20 protein-coding genes and 1 pseudogene are annotated in these 25,646 nt (G+C 35.6%); 15 read left to right on the top strand and 6 right to left on the bottom strand.

The features are described from left to right. Positions 1-93: 93 nt before the first annotated feature. Positions 94-516 carry a cupin domain-containing protein gene (locus R2Q16_RS00715; RefSeq protein WP_316734541.1) on the bottom strand — a complete coding sequence of 141 codons (423 nt, stop codon included), beginning with the start codon at positions 514-516 and terminating at the stop codon, positions 94-96. A 367-nt stretch (positions 517-883) separates the two neighbouring features. Here R2Q16_RS00715 and sucD point away from each other — a divergent pair, with 367 nt between their 5' ends. The 12 genes and pseudogenes from sucD (at position 884) to fabG (ending at position 14,284) form a co-directional block, all read left to right on the top strand. Then, positions 884-1,756, top strand: coding sequence for a succinate--CoA ligase subunit alpha (sucD, locus tag R2Q16_RS00710; protein ID WP_290240883.1), 873 nt, complete (start codon positions 884-886; stop codon positions 1,754-1,756). A gap of 306 nt (positions 1,757-2,062) precedes the next feature. Further along, on the top strand, positions 2,063-2,566 hold the full coding sequence (locus R2Q16_RS00705) for a methionine-R-sulfoxide reductase (RefSeq protein ID WP_316734540.1): 504 nt from the start codon (positions 2,063-2,065) through the stop codon (positions 2,564-2,566). 244 nt (positions 2,567-2,810) lie between these two features. Then, a pseudogene (locus tag R2Q16_RS20345) lies at positions 2,811-2,984 on the top strand (TPR end-of-group domain-containing protein); the annotation flags it as partial. Between the two features lie 33 nt (positions 2,985-3,017). Then, complete coding sequence (locus R2Q16_RS00700; RefSeq protein WP_316734538.1) at positions 3,018-3,644, top strand: DUF6624 domain-containing protein; 627 nt, start codon at positions 3,018-3,020, stop codon at positions 3,642-3,644. Between the two features lie 119 nt (positions 3,645-3,763). Next, positions 3,764-4,144, top strand: coding sequence for a septal ring lytic transglycosylase RlpA family protein (locus R2Q16_RS00695; protein ID WP_316734537.1), 381 nt, complete (start codon positions 3,764-3,766; stop codon positions 4,142-4,144). Positions 4,145-4,599: 455 nt separating this feature from the next. Further along, the gene (locus R2Q16_RS00690; protein WP_265854105.1) at positions 4,600-5,571 is read left to right on the top strand and encodes a ribonucleoside-diphosphate reductase small subunit; all 972 of its coding nucleotides are present in this window, start codon (positions 4,600-4,602) and stop codon (positions 5,569-5,571) included. Between the two features lie 167 nt (positions 5,572-5,738). Continuing rightward, a complete protein-coding gene (locus R2Q16_RS00685) occupies positions 5,739-8,123 on the top strand; it encodes a ribonucleoside-diphosphate reductase subunit alpha (protein ID WP_316734535.1) in 2,385 nt (794 codons plus the stop codon). Positions 8,124-8,357: 234 nt separating this feature from the next. Then, entirely contained in the window at positions 8,358-10,190 is a 1,833-nt protein-coding gene (locus R2Q16_RS00680) for a hypothetical protein (RefSeq protein WP_316734534.1), read from the top strand. A gap of 120 nt (positions 10,191-10,310) precedes the next feature. Next, entirely contained in the window at positions 10,311-10,529 is a 219-nt protein-coding gene (locus tag R2Q16_RS00675; RefSeq protein WP_316734532.1) for a cysteine-rich CWC family protein, read from the top strand. 789 nt (positions 10,530-11,318) lie between these two features. Continuing rightward, on the top strand, positions 11,319-12,194 hold the full coding sequence (locus R2Q16_RS00670; protein ID WP_316734531.1) for a carbon-nitrogen hydrolase: 876 nt from the start codon (positions 11,319-11,321) through the stop codon (positions 12,192-12,194). A 152-nt stretch (positions 12,195-12,346) separates the two neighbouring features. Next, complete coding sequence (locus tag R2Q16_RS00665) at positions 12,347-13,423, top strand: agmatine deiminase family protein (protein WP_316734530.1); 1,077 nt, start codon at positions 12,347-12,349, stop codon at positions 13,421-13,423. 117 nt (positions 13,424-13,540) lie between these two features. After that, a complete protein-coding gene (fabG, locus tag R2Q16_RS00660) occupies positions 13,541-14,284 on the top strand; it encodes a 3-oxoacyl-[acyl-carrier-protein] reductase (protein WP_316734529.1) in 744 nt (247 codons plus the stop codon). 93 nt (positions 14,285-14,377) lie between these two features. Here the strand turns inward: fabG and R2Q16_RS00655 are convergent, their stop codons facing one another. Next, positions 14,378-15,112 carry a murein L,D-transpeptidase family protein gene (locus tag R2Q16_RS00655; RefSeq protein ID WP_316734528.1) on the bottom strand — a complete coding sequence of 245 codons (735 nt, stop codon included), beginning with the start codon at positions 15,110-15,112 and terminating at the stop codon, positions 14,378-14,380. A 179-nt stretch (positions 15,113-15,291) separates the two neighbouring features. Between R2Q16_RS00655 and R2Q16_RS00650 the strand changes: the two genes are divergently transcribed. After that, on the top strand, positions 15,292-17,376 hold the full coding sequence (locus tag R2Q16_RS00650; RefSeq protein ID WP_316734527.1) for a hypothetical protein: 2,085 nt from the start codon (positions 15,292-15,294) through the stop codon (positions 17,374-17,376). Then, positions 17,363-17,983, top strand: a complete 621-nt coding sequence (locus R2Q16_RS00645) for a trimeric intracellular cation channel family protein (protein ID WP_316734526.1) — start codon at positions 17,363-17,365, stop codon at positions 17,981-17,983. The genes R2Q16_RS00650 and R2Q16_RS00645 overlap by 14 nt, the downstream gene beginning before the upstream one ends. Before the next feature lie 99 nt (positions 17,984-18,082). Here the strand turns inward: R2Q16_RS00645 and R2Q16_RS00640 are convergent, their stop codons facing one another. The 4 genes from R2Q16_RS00640 to R2Q16_RS00625 all read right to left on the bottom strand — a co-directional run bounded on the left by R2Q16_RS00640 (position 18,083) and on the right by R2Q16_RS00625 (position 22,899). Then, on the bottom strand, positions 18,083-18,382 hold the full coding sequence (locus tag R2Q16_RS00640; protein ID WP_316734525.1) for an FtsB family cell division protein: 300 nt from the start codon (positions 18,380-18,382) through the stop codon (positions 18,083-18,085). Between the two features lie 179 nt (positions 18,383-18,561). Further along, the gene (gene eno / locus R2Q16_RS00635; protein ID WP_290241202.1) at positions 18,562-19,857 is read right to left on the bottom strand and encodes a phosphopyruvate hydratase; all 1,296 of its coding nucleotides are present in this window, start codon (positions 19,855-19,857) and stop codon (positions 18,562-18,564) included. 509 nt (positions 19,858-20,366) lie between these two features. Beyond that, complete coding sequence (gene dacB / locus R2Q16_RS00630; protein ID WP_316734524.1) at positions 20,367-21,773, bottom strand: D-alanyl-D-alanine carboxypeptidase/D-alanyl-D-alanine-endopeptidase; 1,407 nt, start codon at positions 21,771-21,773, stop codon at positions 20,367-20,369. A 136-nt stretch (positions 21,774-21,909) separates the two neighbouring features. Then, complete coding sequence (locus tag R2Q16_RS00625; protein WP_316734523.1) at positions 21,910-22,899, bottom strand: aspartate-semialdehyde dehydrogenase; 990 nt, start codon at positions 22,897-22,899, stop codon at positions 21,910-21,912. Positions 22,900-22,946: 47 nt separating this feature from the next. Between R2Q16_RS00625 and R2Q16_RS00620 the strand changes: the two genes are divergently transcribed. Continuing rightward, positions 22,947-25,556 (top strand): lamin tail domain-containing protein, encoded by a 2,610-nt coding sequence (locus R2Q16_RS00620; protein WP_316734522.1) that lies wholly within the window; start codon positions 22,947-22,949, stop codon positions 25,554-25,556. Positions 25,557-25,646: the final 90 nt, after the last annotated feature.

Below are 25,646 nucleotides of genomic sequence, written 5' to 3'. Positions count from 1 at the left end.
CATGACAGCTTATTCAAGGTTGAGGCAAAAAAAAGTATACCACTTCAATCCCGTTTATGGGTAAAGCTTTGAAGCACAAATATGTATGATGGCCTATTTTTTCTCATAAACAATCATTATCACCAAATCATTATTGGGGTTTGGTGCTATTCCATGCGAACTTCCTGGTCGTGTTAAAATAGCATCTCCGGGTTTAACCGGAAATGTTTTTCCATTCATTTGCATGATTCCGTTGCCACTTAAAACGTAGTAAATTTCATCTTCTTTCTGCAAATGATAACCGATTGATGAACCAGGTTTTAAAATTCTTTTACGGAAGGCTGTCTTCAAATTTTTTGCATTAGCGAAAAAGTTATAACCAATGGTTTCGCCACCGCCTTTGTGAGTTCCCGGTTCTGTTTTGGCTACATCTTTATCATTTTGTAAGATGTATTTTGCTGTATCGATAGATTGTGCTTTAGCGGCAAAAGTTGAGATTGTCGTGAAAAATACAATAGTTAAAAGTTTATGTATCATTATGTTTTTACTTTAGGTTTCACTTTTAGCCTTAGTCTTTTGGCTAACCAGTAAATTTAGGCGTTTTGTTTGGTGTTGCCAAAAGCACCAAGCTTTGTAAATTAAACCCGATTGCAGCGGAAATACTTTTTTATTTGCAGTAGCCCGAGATATACTGTCATTCTGAGGCACGAAGAATCTGTTCCATAGCTGCAGATTCTTCGTACCTCAGAATGACACTCATTTAAAAAAGATTGTAGCGGAAAGCGGGGCTGAAGTTGCCATAAGCCAAATCCTTACATTTTCCTGAAAAAAGGCGGCAAATAATATGCTTTTGGGTTTGACTTTCCACTCAATAATATTAGATTTGCACAAAAAAAATTGATACATGAGCGTTTTAGTAAATAAAGATTCTAAGGTTATCGTTCAGGGTTTTACCGGAAACGAAGGAACTTACCACGCAGAACAAATGTTAGCGTATGGTACAAACGTAGTTGGTGGTGTAACGCCTGGCAAAGGTGGACAATTACATTTGGATAAGCCTGTTTTTAATACTGTTAAAGATGCCGTTGATAAAACGGGAGCAAATGTATCTATCATTTTCGTTCCGCCAGCTTTTGCTGCTGATGCGATTATGGAAGCTGCCGAAGGTGGTATTAAAGTAATTGTTTGTATTACCGAAGGTATCCCAACTAAGGATATGATTCAGGTTAAAGAATATATTTCTGACCGTGATGTTACACTTATCGGCCCTAACTGCCCGGGTGTAATTACTGCTGATGAAGCTAAAATTGGTATCATGCCAGGTTTTATCTTCAAAAAAGGTCATGTAGGTGTGGTTTCTAAATCAGGAACTTTAACTTACGAAGCGGTAGACCAAGTTGTTAAAGCTGGTTTAGGTATTACAACTGCTATCGGTATCGGTGGTGACCCAATTATTGGTACGCCAACTGTTGAAGCGGTTAAGTTATTAATGAACGACCCTGAAACTCACGGTATCATCATGATTGGTGAAATTGGTGGTGGAATGGAAGCTGAGGCTGCTCGTTGGATTAAAGAAAACGGTACTAAACCTGTTGTTGGTTTCATCGCTGGTCAAACTGCTCCTGCCGGACGTAGAATGGGCCACGCTGGTGCAATTGTAGGTGGTGCTGATGATACGGCTGCTGCAAAAATGAAAATCATGCGTGAGTGTGGTATTCGTGTAGTAGAAAGTCCTGCTGAGATTGGCGCTGCAATGGCAGAAGAATTAGCAAAGTAAGATTTCAAAATTTACATAAATGAAAGCGTTTCGATTAATTTCGGGGCGCTTTTTTTGTTTCAATCATGATAAGGATCAACCGCGAAGTACGCAGAGGAAATACACAGAGTGCGCAAAGAGGTTAAATTATCAATTTCAGAGTATCATAAAATGCAGATTCTTTGCTCGGTGCTTTCTCTGTGGTAAACCTTTGTGAACTCTGTGGTAAACTTTAAGAAATGGTTATAATTTATCATCCCTTTGTAAACACTAAGTCAAACCTTTAAACTAACAAACCAAAACCAAATCTATAGCGTATATTGATTTATGAGAACGATGTTAAATAAACTATTTTTGGTTTCGACTGTTGTTTTTGTTACGAGTTTATCGGCTTGTGCACAAAAACAAGAGAAGAAAGAAGTTAAACAAGCAGAACAAGAAAAAAATATATTACCGAAGAAGAAAATGAACTGGAATCAATTAACACCCGAAGAAGAGAGAGTAATCGTTAATAAAGGTACAGAATATCCCGGTACTGGGAAATATGAACACACAACTGAAAAGGGAACATATACTTGCAAACGCTGCGATGCCGCTTTGTATCGTTCGGAGAGTAAGTTTGATGCCCGCTGTGGATGGCCGGCTTTTGATGATGAAATTAAGGGTGCTGTAAAGCGTATTCCTGATGCAGATGGTTCGCGAACAGAAATTGTTTGTGCAAACTGTGGTGCACATCTGGGGCATGTATTCTTAGGCGAAGGATTTACCAATAAAGACACTCGTCACTGTGTAAATTCTATCTCGATGAATTTCGTACCCGATAAAAAATAAAGGTGGGTATAGTAGGGTTAGGTAGAGGTGTATAGCGAAAGTGGTACACCTTTTTTGTTATAGATTAATTTTTAAAACTAATTAATTAGTTTTATATTGGGTTTATGAAAATAATTACACCTATAATTTTTGTGTTGTTTTTTATCAGCTATTCTGTTAACGCTCAGCAAAATTATACTCGTTTAATCGCTCAGGCAGATAGTTTTTACCGTGTTAAAGATTATAAAATGTCGAATGAAAATATATTTCTGCACTGAAGATCGAACATAAGGACAAAAATGTTTTATACAATGCGGCCTGTGTTGCCGCATTAGCCGGCGATGAGAAAAACGCATTTAAATTTTTAAATCTTAGTATTGATAAAGGTTGGTCTAACCTTGAGCATATCAAAAAGGATTCAGACCTAAATTCGCTACACGATTCTGAGCTATGGGCGAAAGCGCTCAACAAATTGAAACTTCAACTCGATAAAATAGAGGCAAATTACAACAAAGAAGCAAAATTAACTTTAGAGAAAGTTTATGAAACAGATCAGGGGTTGAGATTAGAATATATAGCTGCCCAAAAGAAAGACGGATTTAAAAGTAAGAAAGTTGATAGTTTGGTTAAGTTGATGAATCATCACGATAGTTTGAATACAGAAACTGTAACTCAAATTTTAAATAAGTATGGTTGGTTAGGCGAAGATAAGGTCGGAAATAAAGGCAATCTCACCCAATTCTTAGTTATACAACATGCTAATTTAAAAATACAACAGAAGTATTTGCCGATGTTACGAATTGCAGTAAAAAAAGGTAATGCTAAAGCCAGTTCACTTGCATTGCTAGAAGATAGAGTTGCACTACGTGATGGCAGGAAACAAATTTATGGTAGTCAGATGAGTTCAGTTCCTGACCACCCTGAAAAATATTATTTATCACCCTTAATTGATCCAGATAATGTTGACAAGAGAAGGGCGTCTGTGGGTTTGCAACCATTGGCTGATTATATTAAACAATGGGATATAATCTGGGATATTGAGGCTTATAAAAAAATGTTGCCACAGTATGAAGAATGGGCGAGCAGAGTGAAATGGTAGGTGAAATTTGATGTTGGAAACCAGGTTTGTTTAATCCTCTTTTATGCTCAATTTTCCACAATTTATTGATTATAAACTAAATGCTTATATTTGCAGGCTCGATAAAGAAATTTTAGCCTATGAAGTATTTTCTGTTATTAAGTTTATGTTTCCTTTTTTTACAAGGTAAAGCACAAAATTCTGATTCATCAAATGAACCGGATAGCGTAAAAAAAACAGTTCTAGCAACTTACTACCACAGAAAATTCGAAGGTCGCCGAACCACTAGCGGCGCAAAATACAGAGCTAAAAAACTTACCGCTGCACATCGCACTTTACCTTTCGGTACAATGATTACGGTTACCAATCCAGATAATGGAAAATCAGTAATTGTAAAGGTTAACGACCGTGGTCCCTTCTCAAAAAGATTAGCAATAGATTTATCTGAAAGTGCTGCAAAACAGATTGGTATTTACCGTAAAGGGGTAGCCAAAGTAGAGCTAAGCTATACTGTTGAGTAGCATTCCTTTTAGCTCTAATTTACACTGGTTTTATCTTCAAAATTTAAGTTATTAACACTCTTTTTTGTTTGCTAAACCCTTGAAAAGAAACAATTAGCTTTTTTTTTAATTGAAAATGATATTTAGCTGATTGATTTCTCCACCAGATCCAAGCTAGTGTTAACAACTTTGGTTCACTAAAAACAGGCGTCGTATATATATTTGTTCTAACAAAGTTCTTCAACTTCTTGCGCCAGAAAACAAATACAAAAGCTTAGTTTTTAGTAATTTACGAGCATATCTCTCAGATACTAATTTTAAATTTACCTAACTAAAAACTCAGTTGTTTGCAAGGCGACGAGGTTAGCACTTTTCACTCTAGAGTTTTGATAAAGAACATTTCAATCATCATATAAAATTGATGGATGCGTGGTTTTGTCGGCTCTGTTTAAAACGAAGTAAAAAAATATCAGCGTATGGAACAGGAATTATTACTACAAGAAAACAAAGACAGATTTGTGTTATTGCCAATTAAATATCCGGCAATTTGGGAAATGTATAAAAAAACCGAAGCCAGTTTCTGGACGGCGGAAGAAATTGATCTTTCTGATGACCAGAAACACTGGGATAGCTTAAACGATGGCGAAAGACATTTTATTTCTCACATCCTTGCTTTCTTTTCTGCTAGTGATGGTATCGTAAACGAAAACTTAGCGGTTAACTTCATGAGTGAAGTACAATTGCCAGAAGCTCGTTGTTTCTACGGTTTCCAAATTATGATGGAAAACATTCACGCTGAAACCTACGCATTATTAATTGATACATATATTAAAGATCCAGAAGAAAAAGACCGTTTATTCCACGCTATTGATACTGTTCCTGCGGTAAAAAGAAAAGCAGAATGGGCACTTCGCTGGATTGATAATGGAACTTTTGCAGAACGTTTAGTTGCTTTTGCTGCGGTTGAAGGTATTTTCTTCAGCGGAAGTTTCTGCTCTATTTTCTGGTTAAAGAAACGTGGTTTAATGCCAGGATTAACTTTCAGTAATGAGTTAATTTCAAGAGATGAAGGTTCTCACTGCGAATTTGCTTGTTTGTTGTACAGTATGTTAAGCAATAAATTAAGCGAAGAGCAAGTTCACTCTATCATCAGCGATGCTGTAGAAATTGAAAAAGAATTTGTTACCGACGCATTACCAGTTGCCTTAATTGGTATGAATGCAAAATTAATGAGCCAATACATTGAATTTGTTGCCGATAGATGGTTACAAGAATTGGGCTATAAAAAAATCTATAACGCAACAAATCCTTTCGATTTTATGGAAATGATTTCGTTGCAAGGAAAAACTAACTTCTTCGAAAAACGTGTTGGCGATTATCAGAAAAGTGGTGTATTAACCTCTGCCGATAATAAAGCACAGGCGTTTTCTTTAGATGAAGACTTTTAGAAAAGCTTATAGCAAAAAGACTAGTGCTGAGAGCTTGCTCTTGTCGTCATTGCGAGGCACGAAGCAATCTTAAAGCAAGAAAAAATTAATAAGAATTATAAACGTAATTAACAGGTCTTGATACTTGATACTTACTACTTGATACTAAAAAATAAATCTCATAAATTATGTTCGTACTAAAAAGAGATGGCCGGAAAGAGCCGGTACAATTTGACAAAATCACAGCTCGTATTCAAAAGTTGTGCTATAGTTTAAATTCAGACCTTGTAGATCCAATTGATGTTGCCAAAAAGGTAATTGAAGGTTTATATGATGGTGTAACTACATCAGAGTTGGATAACCTTGCCGCAGAAACTGCTGCTTCGTTAACCACTAAACACCCTGATTATGCTTTGTTAGCATCGCGTATCGCGGTTTCTAACTTGCATAAAAACACCACAAAATCATTCTCGGGTACGATGAAAATGTTGTACGAATATTTCGACCCGAAAGCACAAAAAGCTGCTCCGCTTATTGCTGATGATGTTTATGAAATTATAGCAAAAAATGCAGATATTTTAGATAGCTCTATTATTTACGATCGCGATTTCGGCTTCGATTATTTCGGTTTCAAAACTTTAGAGAAATCATATCTATTGAAAGTAAACGGTAAAATTGTTGAGCGTCCTCAGCATTTATTTATGCGTGTTTCTGTTGGTATCCATAAAGAAGATATCGAAAGTGCAATTAAAACATATAACTTAATGAGTGAGCGTTGGTTTACGCACGCTACGCCAACATTATTTAATGCAGCTACACCGAAGCCTCAAATGTCATCATGCTTCTTGTTAACTATGCAAGATGATAGTATTGAGGGAATTTACGATACTTTAAAACAAACGGCTAAAATTTCACAAAGCGCTGGTGGTATTGGTTTAAGCATTCATAACATTCGTGCAACAGGTTCATACATTGGTGGTACAAACGGTACAAGTAATGGTATTATCCCAATGTTACGTGTATTTAACGATACTGCTCGTTATGTAGACCAAGGTGGAGGTAAACGTAAAGGTGCTTTCGCTATTTATTTAGAGCCTTGGCATGCAGATGTTTTCGAATTTTTAGACTTGCGTAAAAATCACGGTAAAGAAGAAATGCGTGCTCGTGATTTGTTTTATGCCCTTTGGATAAACGATTTGTTTATGCAACGTGTTAAAGATAATGGCGATTGGACATTGTTCTGCCCGCACGAAGCACCAGGTTTGGCAGATTGTTTCGGTAAAGAATTTGAAGATTTATATACTAAATATGAAACTGAAGGCCGTGGACGTAAAACCATTAAGGCACAAGAACTTTGGTTTGCAATTTTAGATTCGCAGATTGAAACTGGTACGCCATATATGTTGTTTAAAGATGCAGCGAACAGCAAATCTAACCAACAGAATTTAGGTACAATTAAATCTTCTAACTTATGTACGGAGATTATTGAATACACTTCTAAAGATGAGGTTGCGGTTTGTAACTTAGCATCATTAGCATTACCTCGTTTCGTAATCAACAGTGCTTTCGACCACCAAAAATTATACGATGTAACTTATCAGGCAACTTTAAACCTGAATAAAATCATCGACCATAACTATTACCCAGTTCAGGAAGCTGAAAACTCAAACATGCGCCACCGTCCGGTTGGTTTAGGTGTACAAGGTTTGGCTGATGCCTTTATCTTAATGCGTTTACCTTTCGAAAGTGATGAGGCAAAACGTTTAAACAAAGATATCTTCGAAACGATTTATTTCGCATCGATGACAGCTTCTAACGATTTAGCAGTAAAACATGGTCCTTACCAAACTTTTAAAGGTTCCCCATTATCTAAAGGTCAGTTCCAATTCGATTTATGGAATGTAACCCCAGATAGCGGCCGTTGGGATTGGAATGCTTTGCGTAAAAAAGTAGTCAAAGATGGTGTATATAACTCATTATTAGTTGCGCCAATGCCAACTGCATCTACTTCACAAATTTTAGGTAACAACGAATGTTTCGAGCCATATACTTCAAATATCTACACTCGTCGTGTATTAAGTGGAGAGTTTGTAGTAGTAAACAAACACTTATTGAAAGATTTGGTAGCGCTAGGTTTATGGAACAACGATATGAAAAATCAAATCATATTGGCTAACGGTTCAATCCAGGCTATTGCTTCAATTCCAGATTATATCAAAGAATTGTACAAAACAGTTTGGGAAATTAAAATGCGTAACATCATCGATATGGCTGCCGACCGTGGTGCTTATATTTGCCAATCGCAATCGCTTAACTTGTTTGTAAATGCACCAAATACTTCGAAATTAACATCAATGCATTTCTATGCATGGGAGAAAGGTTTGAAAACAGGTATGTACTATTTACGTACACAAGCGGCATCGCAAGCGGTTAAATTTACAGTAGAAAACCAAGGTGGTAAAGCGATTGAAGCGGTTATTCCTGCTCAAATGACTCAAGACCAGGTCGCAGAAGAAATCGTTGACGGACCAGTTTGTTCAATGGAAGAAGGCTGTATTAGCTGTTCGGGATAAGCTCAGCACTAAAAGCAGAAAGACCAAAGCGGAAAGCTTGTTATTCATTTCGTCATTGCGAGGCATGAAGCAATCTTAATACACTCGTCATTCGAATTTATTTCAGCATCTGAATAAAAAAAAGACGCTGAAATAAGTTCAGCGTAATGAATCTAATAATATCGTAAGGTTTTGGGCAAACGCTCAAAACCTTATTTTTTAATACGACAATTTTAAAAATAACTATTAAATTAAATGTGGGTAACTAAGAATTCTACTTGGAATGAAAAATCAACTAAATTGGAAAGATTTTTTATTGAAAAAATTATTCAAAGATGTGATTACGATGAAACAATTTCAAAGAAACATAGGACTATAAATGGTTACACACAATTAAAAGAGCTAATTAGATTAGCTGAATTAAGTAAAAAACGAATTAAAACTTTAAGAACTTTGGCCGAACTGATTAGAGAAGCCAAATCGAAAAATGTTAAACAAAATATAGTTAATGATACAATAATAGATTTATATTTTCAAGATCTTAAAGTATATATTCTTCATTTTAATGAAGTGGAAGCTTTTAAAAATGATAGCCTAGACAAAATAGACATATTATTACACGTTCTCAAAAAGCACTGCTTACAACTAGAAAAATACTATTTTAAAAATATTGTTACTGAATTAAAAAAAATAGATTTTAACGAAAAAAATAAAATAGAAAGAACAGTTGCGAGAATAACGGAGTTGGTTGATGTAACAATTCCTGTCCTATTACATCAGGGTTATAGCATCAGTTCTCTCAATGAAGTTTTAAGACGGTGGATTGAAGGGAAGCACCATATTAACTTGAATAAATTTCTTGATTTTTTTAATCATTCAAACGAAAATTTTGATATCTTAATATATATAGGTAATAATAGTATTGAGATTGAAGAATTAAAAAAAGTTATCTATAAGCTTGGAGATGGCGATATTAGAAAAGCTAGTGAATTTGAAAATGATTTTAGTCCTAAAAGAGCATTTGGCCCTCGAGATGAAGTCATTTATTATAACTGCGCAGTCAAAGACCCTGTTTCATTTGTGAGGGATAGATATGACGAGCTTTTAAAGAATATCGTTGTTTACAGGGATAGAAACTCATTATCACTTTTTGCGAATTTTTTTAGAAATAGCTACTGGAAAAAATCAAATATAAAAGGGAGTATCTACAAAAATATTATTATAAGTGGTGATCCAATCAGTGTTGTTTCAAGAAAAAGTACATTGTTTGGATCTCTACAAACAAGTTCGAAAAGTTCATTTGTTACAAATTCTAATTTGGACTTCATAGAGAACGAACAGCTTAAAAGGTCAATTTATTATTACAACTTAGCAATTGGCTCAAAGTCTATTGAGAATTCACTTTCATTATTATGGACATCAATTGAAAGTATTTTACCGTATAGAAGTCACAAATCTGATATTGAAAATATTAGAGAAATTTTTTCTAAAACATTTTCCTTCGGCTCAATTGCTAGAGATATACAATACTTAATTAGGAGAATAATTGTAGTAAACAATGTAAATAAGGGTTGTTTTAATTCAATAGGTTTATCTAGTTTGCCTAAAAATTTTACAGGCAAAGATTTGATTAAATGGTTTGATTGGTTTAAGGACGATCCAGTTAAAAAGTTTAAAAAATTTAATACAATATCAAGCTTATTAGCACATGAGTATCTAAATACAATTAAACAATTCGATGATGGTAGGCTTTCGAATATACTGTCTCGTATCGACTCTTCAAAAGATTCTATAGGGTTTCAATTACAGAGAATCTATTTACATAGGAATCAAATTGTTCATTCGGGAGATTATATAAACGAATACACAAATTTGTGGATACATTTAGAGTGGTATGTAGGAAAATTTTTATACTTCTCAATTTTGGAAACAGAAATAACTAAGAACTTTTCGTCGTTAGAAGATTTATTTAGAGACCTAGAATCTGACTTTGACTATTGTTATTCTTATATTGAAAAAAATAAAAACAAAATGTTAAAAGATAGTTCAAAAATTGTTAATCAACTATTGAACGTGGATTGGCAATAGCTTATTTATTTTTATAGGCCTGATTTTGTACTTACCTTTGTTTTTAATTCATTAGTTCATTTGCCATTGGTTCATTAGTTTAATGCGCCAAACACCAATGAACTACTGACCATTGAACAAATGATCACTCAAAAACATAGCAAGCACGAAATCATTCCCTGCGAAAGATGCGGAACGGCTATTGAATGCAAGGCAAATTCTTATACCAAATGCCAATGTAGCGCCGTTCAACTCAGTATTAACGAGGTGCAATACATCTCTGAATTGTATGATGGTTGTTTGTGTGCGAAATGCCTTTTCGAATTACAACAGGAATATCGAGAAGAAATAGGGGTTTAATCTTTTGATTCTGTATAACCCGTTGTCATGCTGAGCCTGTCGAAGCGCCTTCATTAAGTTCTTTAAGTAAAAATTTGAAAAGCAAGTTTCTGTGCTTTTCGGTTGCGACAATCCCGCCATTCGCTTCAATCTTTTAAAAACAACTTCTGTTGTGCTGGGGCATGAAACATCTGTTTCATCGGTTGCAGATCCTCGTTCCTCGGAATGACAGATTATTTAGGGTTTGTACTTTTTTTAAAAGGATTTTCGCTACTGTCGGGTTTAAATAACAACGGTTTGTTCTCTTGGCAATTCGCAACCCCTCATATAGTAGCAATTTCTTTGCCGTTGGTTGAAACCAACGGCAAAGAAATGCAATAGCGCTATAGGTCGGTTATTCATTGTAGGCTGCTTCAGCTGCCTGAGAATATAAGAACCTGCATGGGCTTTAGCCAAATTTGTAAACTCTGCAACCCCTCATAGTAGCAAAATATTTCCCATCTAAACGGGATAGGAGCGATATCCTTTTTGGTTCGTTTGGATTAAACTTACGAAGCCTTTTTAGCGCTTTAGAAAGATGCTACGAAAGTTTCACGCCGGGGCCAAAAAGATTTAGCGGATAGCCCGACTAACAATGAAAGAGCTACGGTCATTGCTTTTCAAAAAACAATTACAAAATTATGCCGTTCTACTTTTAACAAAATAGTAACTTTGCCCATTAATTTTGAATGAGTGAATTTTGAATGAATTCGTAAAGCGTAATAAAACATTCAATCATTCTCTAATTCATTAATTCAATCATTTGAAGATATGAAGAAAGTAAATGTTGGCTTGGTACAAATGACTTGTACTAATGATAAGCAAGAAAATTTAGATAAGGCGATTGCGAAAGTGCGTGAAGCGGCTGCAAAAGGTGCACAAATTGTATGTTTGCAAGAGCTTTTTACTTCGTTGTATTTCTGCGATGTGGAAGATTATGCAAATTTCGATTTAGCTGAAGCTATTCCTGGTCCATCTACTGATGCTTTGCAGGCAGTAGCGAAAGAGTTAGGCGTTGTGATTATTGCTTCATTATTTGAGAAACGTACTGCAGGGATTTACCACAATACAACTGCGGTTTTAGATGCTGATGGTTCATATTTAGGTAAATATCGCAAAATGCATATTCCAGATGACCCAGCTTTTTACGAAAAATTTTACTTCACTCCAGGTGATTTAGGCTACAAGGTTTTTGAGACTAAGTTTGCTAAAATCGGTATCTTAATTTGTTGGGACCAATGGTACCCAGAAGCTTCGCGAATTACGGCTTTGATGGGTGCGGAAATTATGTTTTACCCAACTGCAATTGGCTGGGATACAACACAGGATGAAGAAACAAACAAAGACCAATATAACGCTTGGCAAACGATTCAACGTTCGCATTCGGTGGCCAATGGTGTACCTGTAGTGAGTGTAAACCGTGTTGGTTTTGAGCAAGATGGCGCAATGAAATTCTGGGGTGGTAGTTTTGCAACAAACGCACAGGGTAAATTGCTTTATTTGGCTTCGCATGATAAAGAAGAAACTGAAGTAGTGGAATTAGATTTAGACCAAAGTGACTATATGCGTAAGCATTGGCCGTTTTTGAGAGATAGACGAATTGATTCTTACCAGCCAATTACGAAAAGGTTTATTGATGGAGAATAAGCTGAAAGCTTAAAGACCAAAGATATAATTAATGCCATCTTTGAATAGTGGCGCTCGTCATTGCGAGGCACGAAGCAATCTAATTTGCTTAAAAGAGATTGCTTCGTGCCTCGCAATGACAAAGTAAAAACGTTATTAATAAGACAAAACAAATGTCAAATTTCCCTCCAAGAGAAGATTTAAATATCAATCAATTCGATTACTCCCCAAAACAACAAGGTTATTCTTTTCCAGCTGAATGGGCAAAACATGAGGCAACCTGGTTAAGTTGGCCGCACAAAGAAGCGAGCTGGCCAGATAAAATAGAAACAATTTACAAACCGTATTGCGAGTTTATTAAAATTGTTGCCGAAGGTGAAAAAGTTCGCATTAATGTAAAAGATGAAGAAATGAAAGCTTTTGCAGTTGCAGAATTGGAAAAGGTTGATGCTGATTTATCGCAAATCGAATTCTATTTTAACGAAACGAATGATGCTTGGTGCAGAGACCACGGACCTGCATTTGTTTTGAATGGAAACGAAAAAGCTGTAGTGGATTGGGGCTATAATGCCTGGGGCGGAAAATATCCTCCATTTGATTTGGATGATGTGGTGCCAACAAAAATTGCAAAACATTTCAATTTGCCTCTATTTACACCTGATATTGTTATGGAGGGAGGTTCGGTAGAGTTTAACGGTGCTGGAACGGTTTTAACCACAACGGCTTGTCTGCTTAACGAGAACCGTAATCCGCACTTAACCAAGGAGCAGATTGAAAAATACCTGCTTGAATATTACGGGCAGGAGCAGGTTTTGTGGTTGGGTGATGGAATTGTAGGTGATGATACAGACGGACACATCGATGATATAACTCGTTTCGTTAATGAAGATACTGTTTTAACGGTTGTGGAAAGTAATCCATTGGATGAAAACTATATTTTATTGCAGGAAAATTTGGAGGCCTTAAAAGCCATGAAATTGAAAGATGGCCGTTCATTAAATATTGTAGAATTGCCAATGCCATCACCTGTAATTCATGAAGATACCCGTTTACCGGCATCATATGCTAATTTTTACATCGCAAATTCTGCAGTAATTGTGCCTGTTTTTAATGATGTTAATGATCAAAAAGCATTAGATATTATTCAAGGTTGTTTCCCAGATAGAAAAGTGATTGGCGTTAACTCTGTAGATATTATTTGGGGTTTGGGCAGTTTTCACTGTTTGAGTCAGCAGGAGCCGGCGGTTTAGTTTGCTGTTGAAAGTTTCATTTTTAGCTAACAAGTAAGCAATTAAACATATTTCAACAGTTAACCAATTATATTAAATTTACAACTTTAAAACATTTCAACTTTACAATATTTCATAATGAAATTACTAGAAGGAAAAACAGCATTAATTACTGGCGCATCAAAAGGTATTGGTCGCAAAATAGCTGAGAAATTTGCTGAACAAGGTGCTAACGTAGCATTTACATATTTATCATCAGTAGAAAAAGGTGAAGCCTTAGAACAAGAATTACAAAGTTTTGGAACCAAGGTAAAAGGTTACCGTTCTGATGCATCTAAATTTGACCAGGCAGAGCAATTAATAAATGATATCGTTGCAGAATTTGGTACAATCGACATTGTTGTAAATAATGCTGGTATCACAAAAGATGGTTTGTTAATGCGTATGAGCGAAGAAAATTGGGATGATGTAATTAACATCAACTTAAAATCTATCTTCAATGTAACTAAAGCTGCTTCCAAAGTGATGATGAAAGCACGTAAAGGTGTATTCATTAACATGAGTTCGGTTGTTGGTGTTCAGGGTAATGCTGGTCAGGCAAACTATGCTGCATCAAAGGCAGGTATTATCGGTTTCACAAAATCGGTTGCTAAAGAATTAGGTTCTAGAAATATTCGAGCAAATGTTGTAGCTCCAGGTTTTATTCGTACTGAAATGACTGATGTACTAGACCCTGCAGTTGTTGCGGGTTGGGAAAAGGATATTCCACTTAAACGTGCTGGTGAAACAGAAGATATCGCTAATGTTTGCGTGTTCTTAGCTTCAGATATGAGCGCTTATGTTACTGGACAAACTTTATCGGTTTGCGGCGGGATGCTGTAAGTAAGGTTTAGGGTGGAAGGTTTTCTTCCCATTAATTAAAAATATGAAAGGCGTAAGGTGGGTTTTAACCCTAAACCTTACGCCTTTTGGCTTTTACCTAACTAAGTATTTTCCTCCAACTTCCTTAATCTCTGCTGAGTTTCTATTCTTCTCAAAAGCAAAATATCCAGGTTGCAAAGTTTTCCAAAAGCTTTCTTGATTTGGAAATTGAGTTGAAAACTTTTTCAAATTTCCATCGGTCATTTTGAAAGGGTAAATGTTAACAGGAATCTTTTCCTGACCATAGTTTTTCGCTTCAACAGCTAAAACATAAACCTCTTTAATTTTCTCGTCGGTTAATGGAATGCAACCAACGGTTACGCAGTTGCCATGAATGTAAATATCACCGCCAGTTTTTCGATTCTTTCCAGTTCTAACTAAGTCTACCGAATTGGGATAATTTACACCAAGTGATAAATGAAAATTGCTCATCGGGTTAAAAACATTGATGTGGTAGAATCCCTCTGGGGTTTGCCCATCCCCTTCAATAACTTTTGGACCAAGCACTCCCGAATGTGCACAGAAATCGTAAGTTCTAAATAATTTATACTGCTTATCTGAGGTACTTTTTAACCAGATTTCTAATTTTCCTTCTGCTTTGTAAGCATTAATGAGCATTGAAAAGTCATTATTAAATCCTTCAGCCTTTAAAAACTTCTGTAAAGTTTCCCATTTTTCAGCATACGCTTTTTCAACTCTTTCGAATTTGATTTGAGTTGCTTTGAAGTTGTTTTGGGCATTCGCCATTACGCTTAAAGTTAGTAGAAAGCTTAAACAGATTAGTTTCATCGATTTTGATTTAGCTAAAGCTAAGATTTTAAACGTAATGTTTGCCACGGAAACAAGGATTTACATTGAACTAAAAAATATTTTTTCCGTGGACTCAGTGTTTCCGTGGTAAAAAAGGTAGTTCGCATAATTCTTGCCGTTCTTTGCGGTTAAACACAAAATTAGCATCTTTATAAAATATGGATAGCTTTTTTGCTGGTACTTCTATTTTGTATTTTCTGGGTTGCCTAGCATTAGGCGTTTTATATGCCTGGTTACTTTATCGTGGCAACAAAAATCTCGAAAAAAAATTACAATATGGATTAGCAGTAATACGGATAATCTCAGTTACAGCTATCGCCTGGTTGTTATTTGCTCCACTAATTAAAACCCTAAATTATACTTTAGATAAACCCGTAATCATCATCGGGCACGATAATTCACTGTCTGTTGGTCAGGTGAAAACAGTAGGTTTTGACCAGAAACTTTATGAAAAGAATCTAAAAAGCCTACAAGATAAGCTATCTGATAAGTATGAAGTTAAGATCTATAATTTTTCTGATAATGTAAAGGATGGTTTTGACTTCAAGAACCAAGGGAAATTAACGGATGCGTCTGCTTTTTTTCAGAAGATGAAAGATGAATATACCAACAGAAATGTAGGCGCAATTATATTGGCTACTGATGGGATTTTCAACCATGGAGGCAATCCCTTGTATAATATCAACCAGATTAATGCACCGATTTATACTGTAGCTCTGGGAGACAACATTCCGAAAAGAGATGTTTTAATCTCTAATGTAAATTATAATAACATTGTTTATTTGGATGATGATTTTACTATTGAAGTTCAAATTCAGGCCTTTCAAAGTGATGGAGAAAATACCACCATATCAGTTAATCAGAATGGAGCAAAGGTTAACCAACAAAATATTTCAATATCTGGGAATTCATATGTAAAAACCATTCCAATTAAATTACATGCTGGTAAAATTGGCGTTCAGAAATATACTGTTCAGCTAAATGCTTTATCAAATGAAATTACCACAAAAAATAATACCCAAACTTTCTATGTTGAGGTAATTGATGGGCGACAAAAAGTATTGTTGGCTGCAGCAGCTCCACATCCAGATTTGGGTGTTTTAAAAGAAGCAATTTCATTTAACAAACATTATGAAGCCAAACTCGTATTGGCAGACGATTTAAATACAACGGACCCATCAAAATTCGATTTAATCGTACTTTATCAATTACCAGATGTACAAAATGCTTTTTCAAGTTTTATGCAAAAAACATTGATCTTGAAAAAGCCGATTTGGTATGTTTTAGGTGCTCAGAGTGGCGTTAATGCTTTTAACCAGATTCAAAATCAGATTAATTTAGCTTCTGCAAATGGTTCAGTTCAGGAAGTTTATCCAGATTTTGCTAACGGGTTTACCATTTTCAACTTCACTGAGGAAAATATAAAGACCTTTTCCAATTTCGACCCTTTGCTTGCGCCATTCGGTAGATTAACAGTTAATGCGAGTGCAACACCAGTTTTAAATCAACGTATTGGCAAAATTAGTACCCAACAGCCTTTGCTTTTCTTTACAAATGAAAATGGCTTAAAAGCAGGTTATTTGATGGGAGAGGGCTTATGGCGGTGGAAATTGGCCGAAGCCGAAAATGAAACCCCTCAATCGGCTTTAAACGATTTGATTTCAAAAACAATTCAATATCTTTCTGTAAAGGATGATAAACGAAGGTTCAAGGTTTTTACCTCAAAATCAGCTTACGATGAAAACGAATCTATTCAATTCAACGCAACGCTTTATAACGAAAGTTATCAGCCTGTAAATGAATCGGAAGTGCAGCTACAGATTAAAAATGAAGCAGGTAAATTATTCAACTATGTTTTCTCAAAAACTGAAAATGGTTATCAGTTAGATGCGGGAACTATGCCAGCAGGAAATTATTCTTATGTGGCCAATACATCCTTGGGTGGAAAAAAATTCTCAGCTTCTGGAAGTTTTTATGTGAACGCCCTAATTGCCGAATATCAGCAAACTACAGCTAACCATCAGTTGCTCAATACAATTTCTAAGCAAAGCGATGGAAAGTTTTTTATACCAAATGATTTGGTGAAAATTGCAGATGAAATCCTTAAAAACGAAAATATTAAAACCATCAGTTACGAAGACCGTAAATATGATGAATTGATTAATCTGAAATGGTTGTTTGGGCTGATTTTGATTTTGCTAACCACCGAATGGTTTTTACGTAAACGCAATGGAGAATTATAATATTTCTACATCGGAAGTTATCGAGGTTTTAGGAACCATTGCATTTGCCATATCAGGCACTTTTACTGCCATGCAACGAAAACTAGACCCTTTTGGCGTTTTAATTATTGCTTTTGTAACGGCTATTGGTGGCGGTACAGTTAGAGATTTGCTTATTGGCGATACTCCAGTTGCCTGGATGCGTGATATGCAAACCTGTCTGATAATTTTATTCACTGCACTGATAACTATGTTTTTCAAAACTCATGTACAGAAAATGAGAATCACGCTGTTTCTGTTTGATAGTTTAGGCCTTGGTTTATTTACAATGGTTGGCTTATTAAAAGGTATTGATTATGGTTTAAATCCAGGTATTTGCATTACGTTAGGCACAATTACAGGCTGTTTTGGTGGAATCATTAGAGATACCTTGCTTAATACAATTCCATTGGTTTTCCGTAGAGAAATTTATGCTTCAGCCTGTATTTTAGGTGGTTTGCTTTATTACTTGTTGATAAAAATCGATGTAGAAAGTGTAGTGGCAAAACTGGCTGTTGTAGCCTTTATTTTTGTGTTTCGAATCGTAGCTGTAAGATTTAAGCTATCGCTACCAAAATTTGAGTATTGATGCGAATGAGATTGCTTTGGCTCGCAAATCTAAAATGAAAACGATAGAAATATTAGGTCGCCTAAATCTTAAAATCCTTAAATCCTAAAAATCTTATTCCTAATCCTTTTTCTCCTCATGAATGATAACAAAAACATCTTCGTTATCTTTTTTCATGAAATATTTTTCGCGGGCAAACTTTTCTGCAGTGTTAAGGTTGGTATTAAGTTCGTTTAAATCCTTTTTAATTTGAGTCGTTTCTTTCTCAAAATACTCTTTTTCTTCCTGTAATTTATTGGCCTGACTGCGGTATTCATACTGAGACATCATATCATTTTTATCAAAAAACAACATCCAGACGGCAAAAGCAGTGGTTGCCAGGAAATATTTGTTACGGAAAAGTTCTATTAAACGTTTCATAGGTTTTAGAAAATCGTCATTGCGAGGCACGAAGCAATCTCATGTACAGATTGCTTCGTGCCTCGCAATGACGTAAATGTATAAAAAAACATCCGAAGATTTGAAATCTCCGGATGTTCTACAAATAAGTTTTTCAACTTGTTAACAATTCATAGCCGTTGGTTTTAACCAACGGAATATTATTTCTTTGCGTATTTGAATTTTGAACCAATGAAACGAGCATTCTCGCCTAATTCTTCTTCAATACGTAATAATTGATTGTATTTTGCAATCCTGTCAGAACGAGATGCAGAACCAGTTTTAATCTGTCCGCAGTTTAAAGCAACAGCTAAATCAGCAATCGTAACATCTTCAGTTTCTCCAGAGCGGTGACTCATTACCGAAGTATAACCACTGTTTTGAGCTAAAGTAACCGCATTGATGGTCTCAGTTAACGAACCAATTTGGTTAACTTTTACTAAGATAGAGTTCGCAGTTTCTTCATCAATACCACGTTGTAAACGCGTTACGTTGGTTACAAATAAATCATCACCAACCAATTGAACACGGTCGCCAACTTTATCAGTTAAGCTTTTCCAACCAGTCCAGTCGTTTTCGTCCATACCATCCTCAATAGAAATGATTGGATATTTTGCAGAAAGATCAGCTAAATACTGCGCTTGTTCCTCGCTAGAACGAATAACGCCAGTAGCACCTTCAAATTTAGTGTAATCGTATTTACCATCTTTGTAAAACTCAGATGAAGCACAATCTAAAGCCAAACAAATTTGAGAACCTGGTTTGTAACCAGCAGTTTCAATTGCTTTTAAAACCGTTTCAATTGCATCTTCTGTACCATCAAAAGTGGGAGCGAAACCACCTTCATCACCTACAGCTGTAGATAAACCTCTATCATGAAGAATTTTCTTTAAGCTATGGAAAACTTCAGTTCCCCAACGTAAAGCTTCAGAAAAAGATGGAGCACCAACTGGCATAATCATAAACTCCTGGAATGCGATTGGCGCATCAGAGTGAGAACCACCGTTAATGATGTTCATCATCGGAATTGGTAAAGTATTAGCATTAACACCACCAATGTAGCGGTATAAAGGCTGGCCAATTTCATCAGCGGCAGCTTTAGCAACAGCCAAAGAAACACCTAAAATTGCATTTGCACCTAAGTTACCTTTGTTTTCAGTACCATCAAGCTCCAACATCAATTTATCGATAGCATTTTGCTCAAAAACATCAACACCTCTTAAAGCCGTAGCAATTTTGGTATTTACATTTTCAACCGCTTTTAAAACACCTTTACCTAAATAAGTTGCTTTATCGCCGTCACGTAACTCAACAGCTTCGTATTGACCTGTAGATGCACCGCTCGGTACAGCTGCACGACCAAAAGCGCCTGCTTCTGTTACTACTTCTACTTCTATTGTTGGATTTCCCCTCGAATCGAGGATTTGTCTCGCATGGACATTAACAATTATGCTCATTTTATTTGATTTTTTGTTGATTTTTTAACCTGCTTAGTGTACAAAGTACAATTACTAAGTTTAAAATCAAAGTTAGTATATTTTTTAAATAAATAAAGCGTTTTCAGGCTTAATGTTACGTTAGTAATTTGACCTTAATTTCGAGTTAATTTTAAATTAATATTGATAATTTGAAAAGCAGTTTCAGCAGCTCTTCGGGTAAATCAGCCCCGCTTTTCGTTGCAATCTTTTTTCACCTTCTGTCAGTTCTAATCATTTCCGTCATTGCGAGGCGGAACGATGCGGCGATCTTTTTCGGAAGTAATTAAAAAAAGTATTTCCACTTCAATCGGGTTTGAAAAACTTGGCTTTGGAAATTCTTTTCAAAGGCCAATAAATGCAGAAAATCAATACAAAATAAAGTTAGTAATATTGCAAATCCATCAGTTTCAACTGACGGATTTGCAAGCAATTTGCTTATCATTGCCGTTCACTTCAGTCAACGATTCGGTGAAAGAAGCTCATAAAAATTATTTCAATGCATCCAAAACCCTAAACAATTTTTTATTAATTCCGTTCCCGCTGTAGTTATTTATATTAATTACAACTACATATTTATTTCCTGCGGCATCAGTATGGTAACCTGCAAAAGCCGAAACATCATTAATTGTACCGCTTTTAATCTTCATGCCATTATATTCTGGCAAACCTTTATAAAAATCAGCAAACCAATTTTCCTTTTGGATTTGAAATAGAATACTCGCCATCGCGGAAGTGGTAACTCTATCACCAGGCGAAAGTCCGCTGCCGTCAATAATATTTAAGGCCGATTTATCAATCCCTTTATTTGCCCAAAAATTAATCTCCGTTTCTGTACCTTTAGATGTTGTTGCAGCTTTGCCAGATTTTAAGGCAAGTGTTTTCAATAAAGTTTCGCCATAAAGATTAACGCTTTTCTTCAAGAACCAATAACTAATTTCACTCAAAGTTGGCGAATTGATTGTATTTATTTTTTGCGTAATAGATGGAACAGTTTGTTTATTTAATTCCATTAATCTTGCAGTTGTAACTTGCTCACTCGTAGAAATCCCCAATCTTTTCAAAGTATCCTGTAAACGGTAGGCGCAATCAAAAGCAGGGTCGGGGAGTGCTACTGAGATGCCCGATTTACCAATACCCAAACCCCAGCTACCGCGTAAGTATGCAACATTGTTGTAGGGTGGGAGAAAAGCATAAGTTCTATCTCCACTACCCGAAACACCAGTTTTTAATTCATTTACAATTTGAATGTATGGTGTTTCTGGAACAGATTTTACAACTCGTACGGCATCACTTGTACTCGAGCCAGGTTTTAAATGAATGTCAAATTGGTTTTCTCTCCAAGCTAAACCCGAAGTTCCAGCGCCATAATAGTTGCCAATATCCTGCCAAACCCAACCCTCGGGCGTAGTCTGCGTACCAAAAATTCTATCATCGCCAATTATCGAACCCTCAATCTTTTTAATTCCAGATGCTTTAATCGCGGCAACCCATTGCGTTAAAACTGCATTTTCTTTGTTTTGATATCGCCACGAACCTAATGTCGGGTCGCCGCTGCCAATGATGATTAGGTTGCCCTTTAAAGCTCCATCGGGGGTAATAGTTCCGTTGTAACCTAATGTGGTTTGAAACTGAAAATCCTTCCCTAAAATGCTAAAAGCCGTAGCCGCAGTAATCGTTTTTAAAGTAGATGCGGTAGCCAAACCAATCTGCTCGTTTTTAGCAAAAAGTACTTTGCCTGTATTGGCATCTAAAACGCAAAGCGAGGTAATGGCATGTTTAGCCTGTTCATCCGCCAATAAATTATTAAAAGCTTTTTCAAGATTTTGAATGCGGTTTTGCGCAAAGCAATTAATTGATATGGAAATGAAAAGAATACTGATTTTGAAAAATTTCATTTTATAAAATTAATGGAAATAAAAAAAGTGATGGGTAAAAACACATCACTTTTTTGAATAAATCGTCATGCTGAACTTGTATCAGCATCTTTTTTGAGAGACTCTGAAATAAATTAAGAGCGACGGATCATATTATTTAAACCAATTCTTTTTGTAAAAGATATTCGGCAATTTGAACTGCGTTTGTTGCAGCACCTTTGCGTAAGTTGTCAGCAACAATCCAAAGGTTTAGCGCTTTAGGTGCAGATTCATCTCTACGAATACGACCAACAAAAACTTCATCCTTTTCATGTGCATCTTTTGGCATTGGGTATTTTAAGTTTGCAACATCATCAACAACAATAATACCCGGCGATTTCTCTAAAATGCTACGTACTTCAGCTAAATCAAAATCGTTCTCAAACTCGATATTTACCGATTCAGAGTGACCACCCATAACTGGAATACGAACAGTTGTTGCAGTAACTTTAATACTGTCATCGCTCATAATTTTGTTCGTTTCCTTGACCATTTTCATCTCTTCCTTGGTATATCCGTTTTCCATGAAAACATCGATATGAGGAAGCACATTTAAGTCGATTTCATAAGCGTAAGCTTTAGGGCCATCAACACCTTTGCGCTCATTCATCAATTGCTCAACCGCTTTTACGCCAGTTCCTGTAACGGATTGGTAAGTAGAAACCACTACACGTTTGATTTTGTATTTATCATGCAAAGGTTTTAAAACAACTACCATTTGAATAGTTGAACAGTTCGGGTTTGCAATAATTTTGTTATCGATAGAAAGCTCGTGGGCATTAACCTCCGGAACGATTAATTTAATCGCCGGGTCCATTCTCCAGGCCGATGAATTATCGATAACTGTTGTTCCAGCTTCTTTAAAGCGTGGCGCATGTTCTAATGAAGTATTTCCACCAGCAGAAAACAAAGCGATATCCGGTTTCATGCTAATTGCAGTATCCATGCTAACGATTGGGAACTTCTTACCCTTAAAAGTAATTTCCTTACCAACACTCTTCTCAGATGCTACGGGAATTAACTCTGTTAAAGGGAAATTTCTTTCCTCCAATACTTTTAACATAACGGTACCAACCAAACCGGTTGCACCTACTACTGCTACTTTCATTTTAAATTTTAATTATTATATTTATTAAACATTGATATAAGCCAAATATGAAGAAAATTCTGCTTATATCCCTATTGTTATTCAGTAAAATTGCATTTTCCCAAGTTTTCGATTCTTTCGCTGATGGTGATTTCTCTCAAAATCCACCATGGAATGGCGATTTAACTTATTTTCAGGTTAATAATCAAAAGCAACTGCAATCCAAAGGATCGCAAATTGCATCTCAAACCATTTCACTTTCAACGGTTAACAAATTGGGTTTAGATACAAGTTGGGAGTTTTTTGTACAGCTCAATTTTAATCCAACGGCCACCAATTTTGTACGTATTTATCTAACTTCTGATAAGGAAAACCTAAAGGGAAGTTTAAACGGATACTTTATTCAAATTGGTGAGACAGGTGTAAATGATGGTTGTCATTTATATCGTCAGACTGGAACATCAACAACGAAAATTATAAGTGGGCCGCAAAAGGTGAGAGCAAATGCAAACGTATTTTTAGCTAAGATAAGAGTTACGAGAGATGCTTTGGGCAAATGGAGTTTGTTTACAGATATTGCTGGAGGAAACAACTTTAATCTTGAAGGTTCGGTAACGGATAATACTTTTAAAACTTCTGAATTCGCGGGTGTATTCTGTAAATACGCAACAGCTTCAAGGTATAACCAATATATTTTTGATGATTTTAAAATCGATGATTTAGTTCCTGATGTAATTCCACCCAGTTTGAGAGGGATTGCAGTGGTGAATTCAACCATTTTAGAGGTTATATTTTCTGAAGCAATGGATATAAATTCGGCAATTGCATCAAGTAACTATGCTTTATCAAATGGCAATGGTTCACCAATCAAGGTCGAAGCCACAAGTTTGGCAAATGTTTATCGTTTAACATTTGCAGCAGAATTTACATCTGGAAATTACAGCTTACTTATTAATAATGTTAAAGATAAAAAGGGTAATATCATTTTGCCTAATAGTCATTCTGAGTTCTTTTACATTAAACCATATATACCAAAGTATGGTGATGTTGTAATTAACGAAATATTTGCGAATCCAACTGGAAGTCCATCTTTGCCACAAAAGGAATTTGTGGAGATTTGGAATACAACCCAGGAATACATTTTAACACAGGGCTGGAAGTATGCTGATCAAACTTCAACTTACACTTTTTTAACCGATACAATTAAACCAAATCAACATGTTATTCTTACCGCAAAGGCGGATGAAAATTTGTTTAAACCTTTTGGTAAAACCATAGGATTATCACCTTGGCCGAGTTTAAATAATGATAAAGATGTGCTCACTATAACGGATAACACGGGCAAGATTATTGATAAGGTTGCTTATTCTGATACTTGGTATAAAGATGATTTGAAGAAAAAAGGCGGTTTCAGTTTAGAATTAATCGACCGTAAAAGTGTTTGTAAAGGAATTCAAAATTGGATTGCTTCTAGCGATGTTTCTGGTGGCACACCAGGAAAGCAAAATTCTATTGACCAAGCACAGTTAAGTACTGAAATTCCAAAATTATTGGTGGCAAATGTAATTGATAGTTTAACCGTACAAATTGAATTTTCTAAAAGTGTAGATAGCTTGTCGGCCAGTATTTTTTCCAATTATGTTATAAATAATGGTTTGGGCAGTCCAAAATCCGTTGTTGTACAATCGCCTAATTTCAACATCGTCAATATTCAATTTTCTACGTCTTTTACCAGGGGGATTGAAAATACATTAACCGCACAAAATATAACAGACTGTGCAGGAAATTTAATCAGCCCCGCTGCAAATAGTGCAAAATTATTTTTGGCGAAGAAAATTGAGAAACGTGATATCTTAATTTCAGAAGTATTGTTTAACCCGAAAGCAAACGGAGTTGATTTTGTCGAGATTTACAACAATACAAGTCAAAAGCTGGATTTGAAAGAACTGCAAATAGCTAATTTAGATACAAAGGGAGTTATAGCAAATCACAAATCTGTTGCTAATAAAAGTTTACTTATAAATCCGTTTAGTTACTGGGTTATCAGCACAAATGGTTCAAACGTAAAACAAAATTATTTAGCGCAAAATCCAGATAATTTTATTGAATTATCATCAATGCCAACTTACAATAATGACAAGGGTTCGGTAATTCTTTTGAGTAATGATTTAGTTATAGATAGATTAAACTATGATGCTAAAACCCACCATCCACTGATTCAGAATGAAGATGGAATTTCAATTGAACGGGTTTCTTTTTTAGTTGATGCAAATGAACCAAATAACTTTAAATCAGCGGCGGCAACCGTTGGATTTGCAACACCAACTTATAAAAATTCAGTAACCTTATCTGGAAATGAAAACTTCGTGATATTAAAAAACAAAACTTTTTCTCCTGATGCTGATGGTTTTGAAGACTTTTTAACTTTAGATTACCAACTTGCTGAAAATTCAAGTTTGGCAACGATAAATATTTATTCAGATAAAGGTATTTTAATAAGAAAGCTACTGAAAAATCAATTGATAGCTACGTCCGGAAACATGATTTGGGATGGTTTGGATGATAATGGAAGTTTAGCCAAAATCGGGATTTATGTTGTTGTATTTGATGTTTTCGATTTGAAAGGAAATACAAAACGTTTTAAAAATACATGTGTTTTGGCCGCAAAACTGAATTAGGGTTTGAAAGGTTTAAATAAAAAAGATTTCTCGACTTCGCTTGCAATGATTTATCCGTCATTTCGAGCAAAGTCGAGAAATCCTTTAAGT

This window comes from Pedobacter aquatilis (assembly GCF_032678425.1).
Lineage (GTDB): Bacteria > Bacteroidota > Bacteroidia > Sphingobacteriales > Sphingobacteriaceae > Pedobacter > Pedobacter aquatilis_B.
This window is presented reverse-complemented; position numbering and strand designations above follow the sequence as displayed.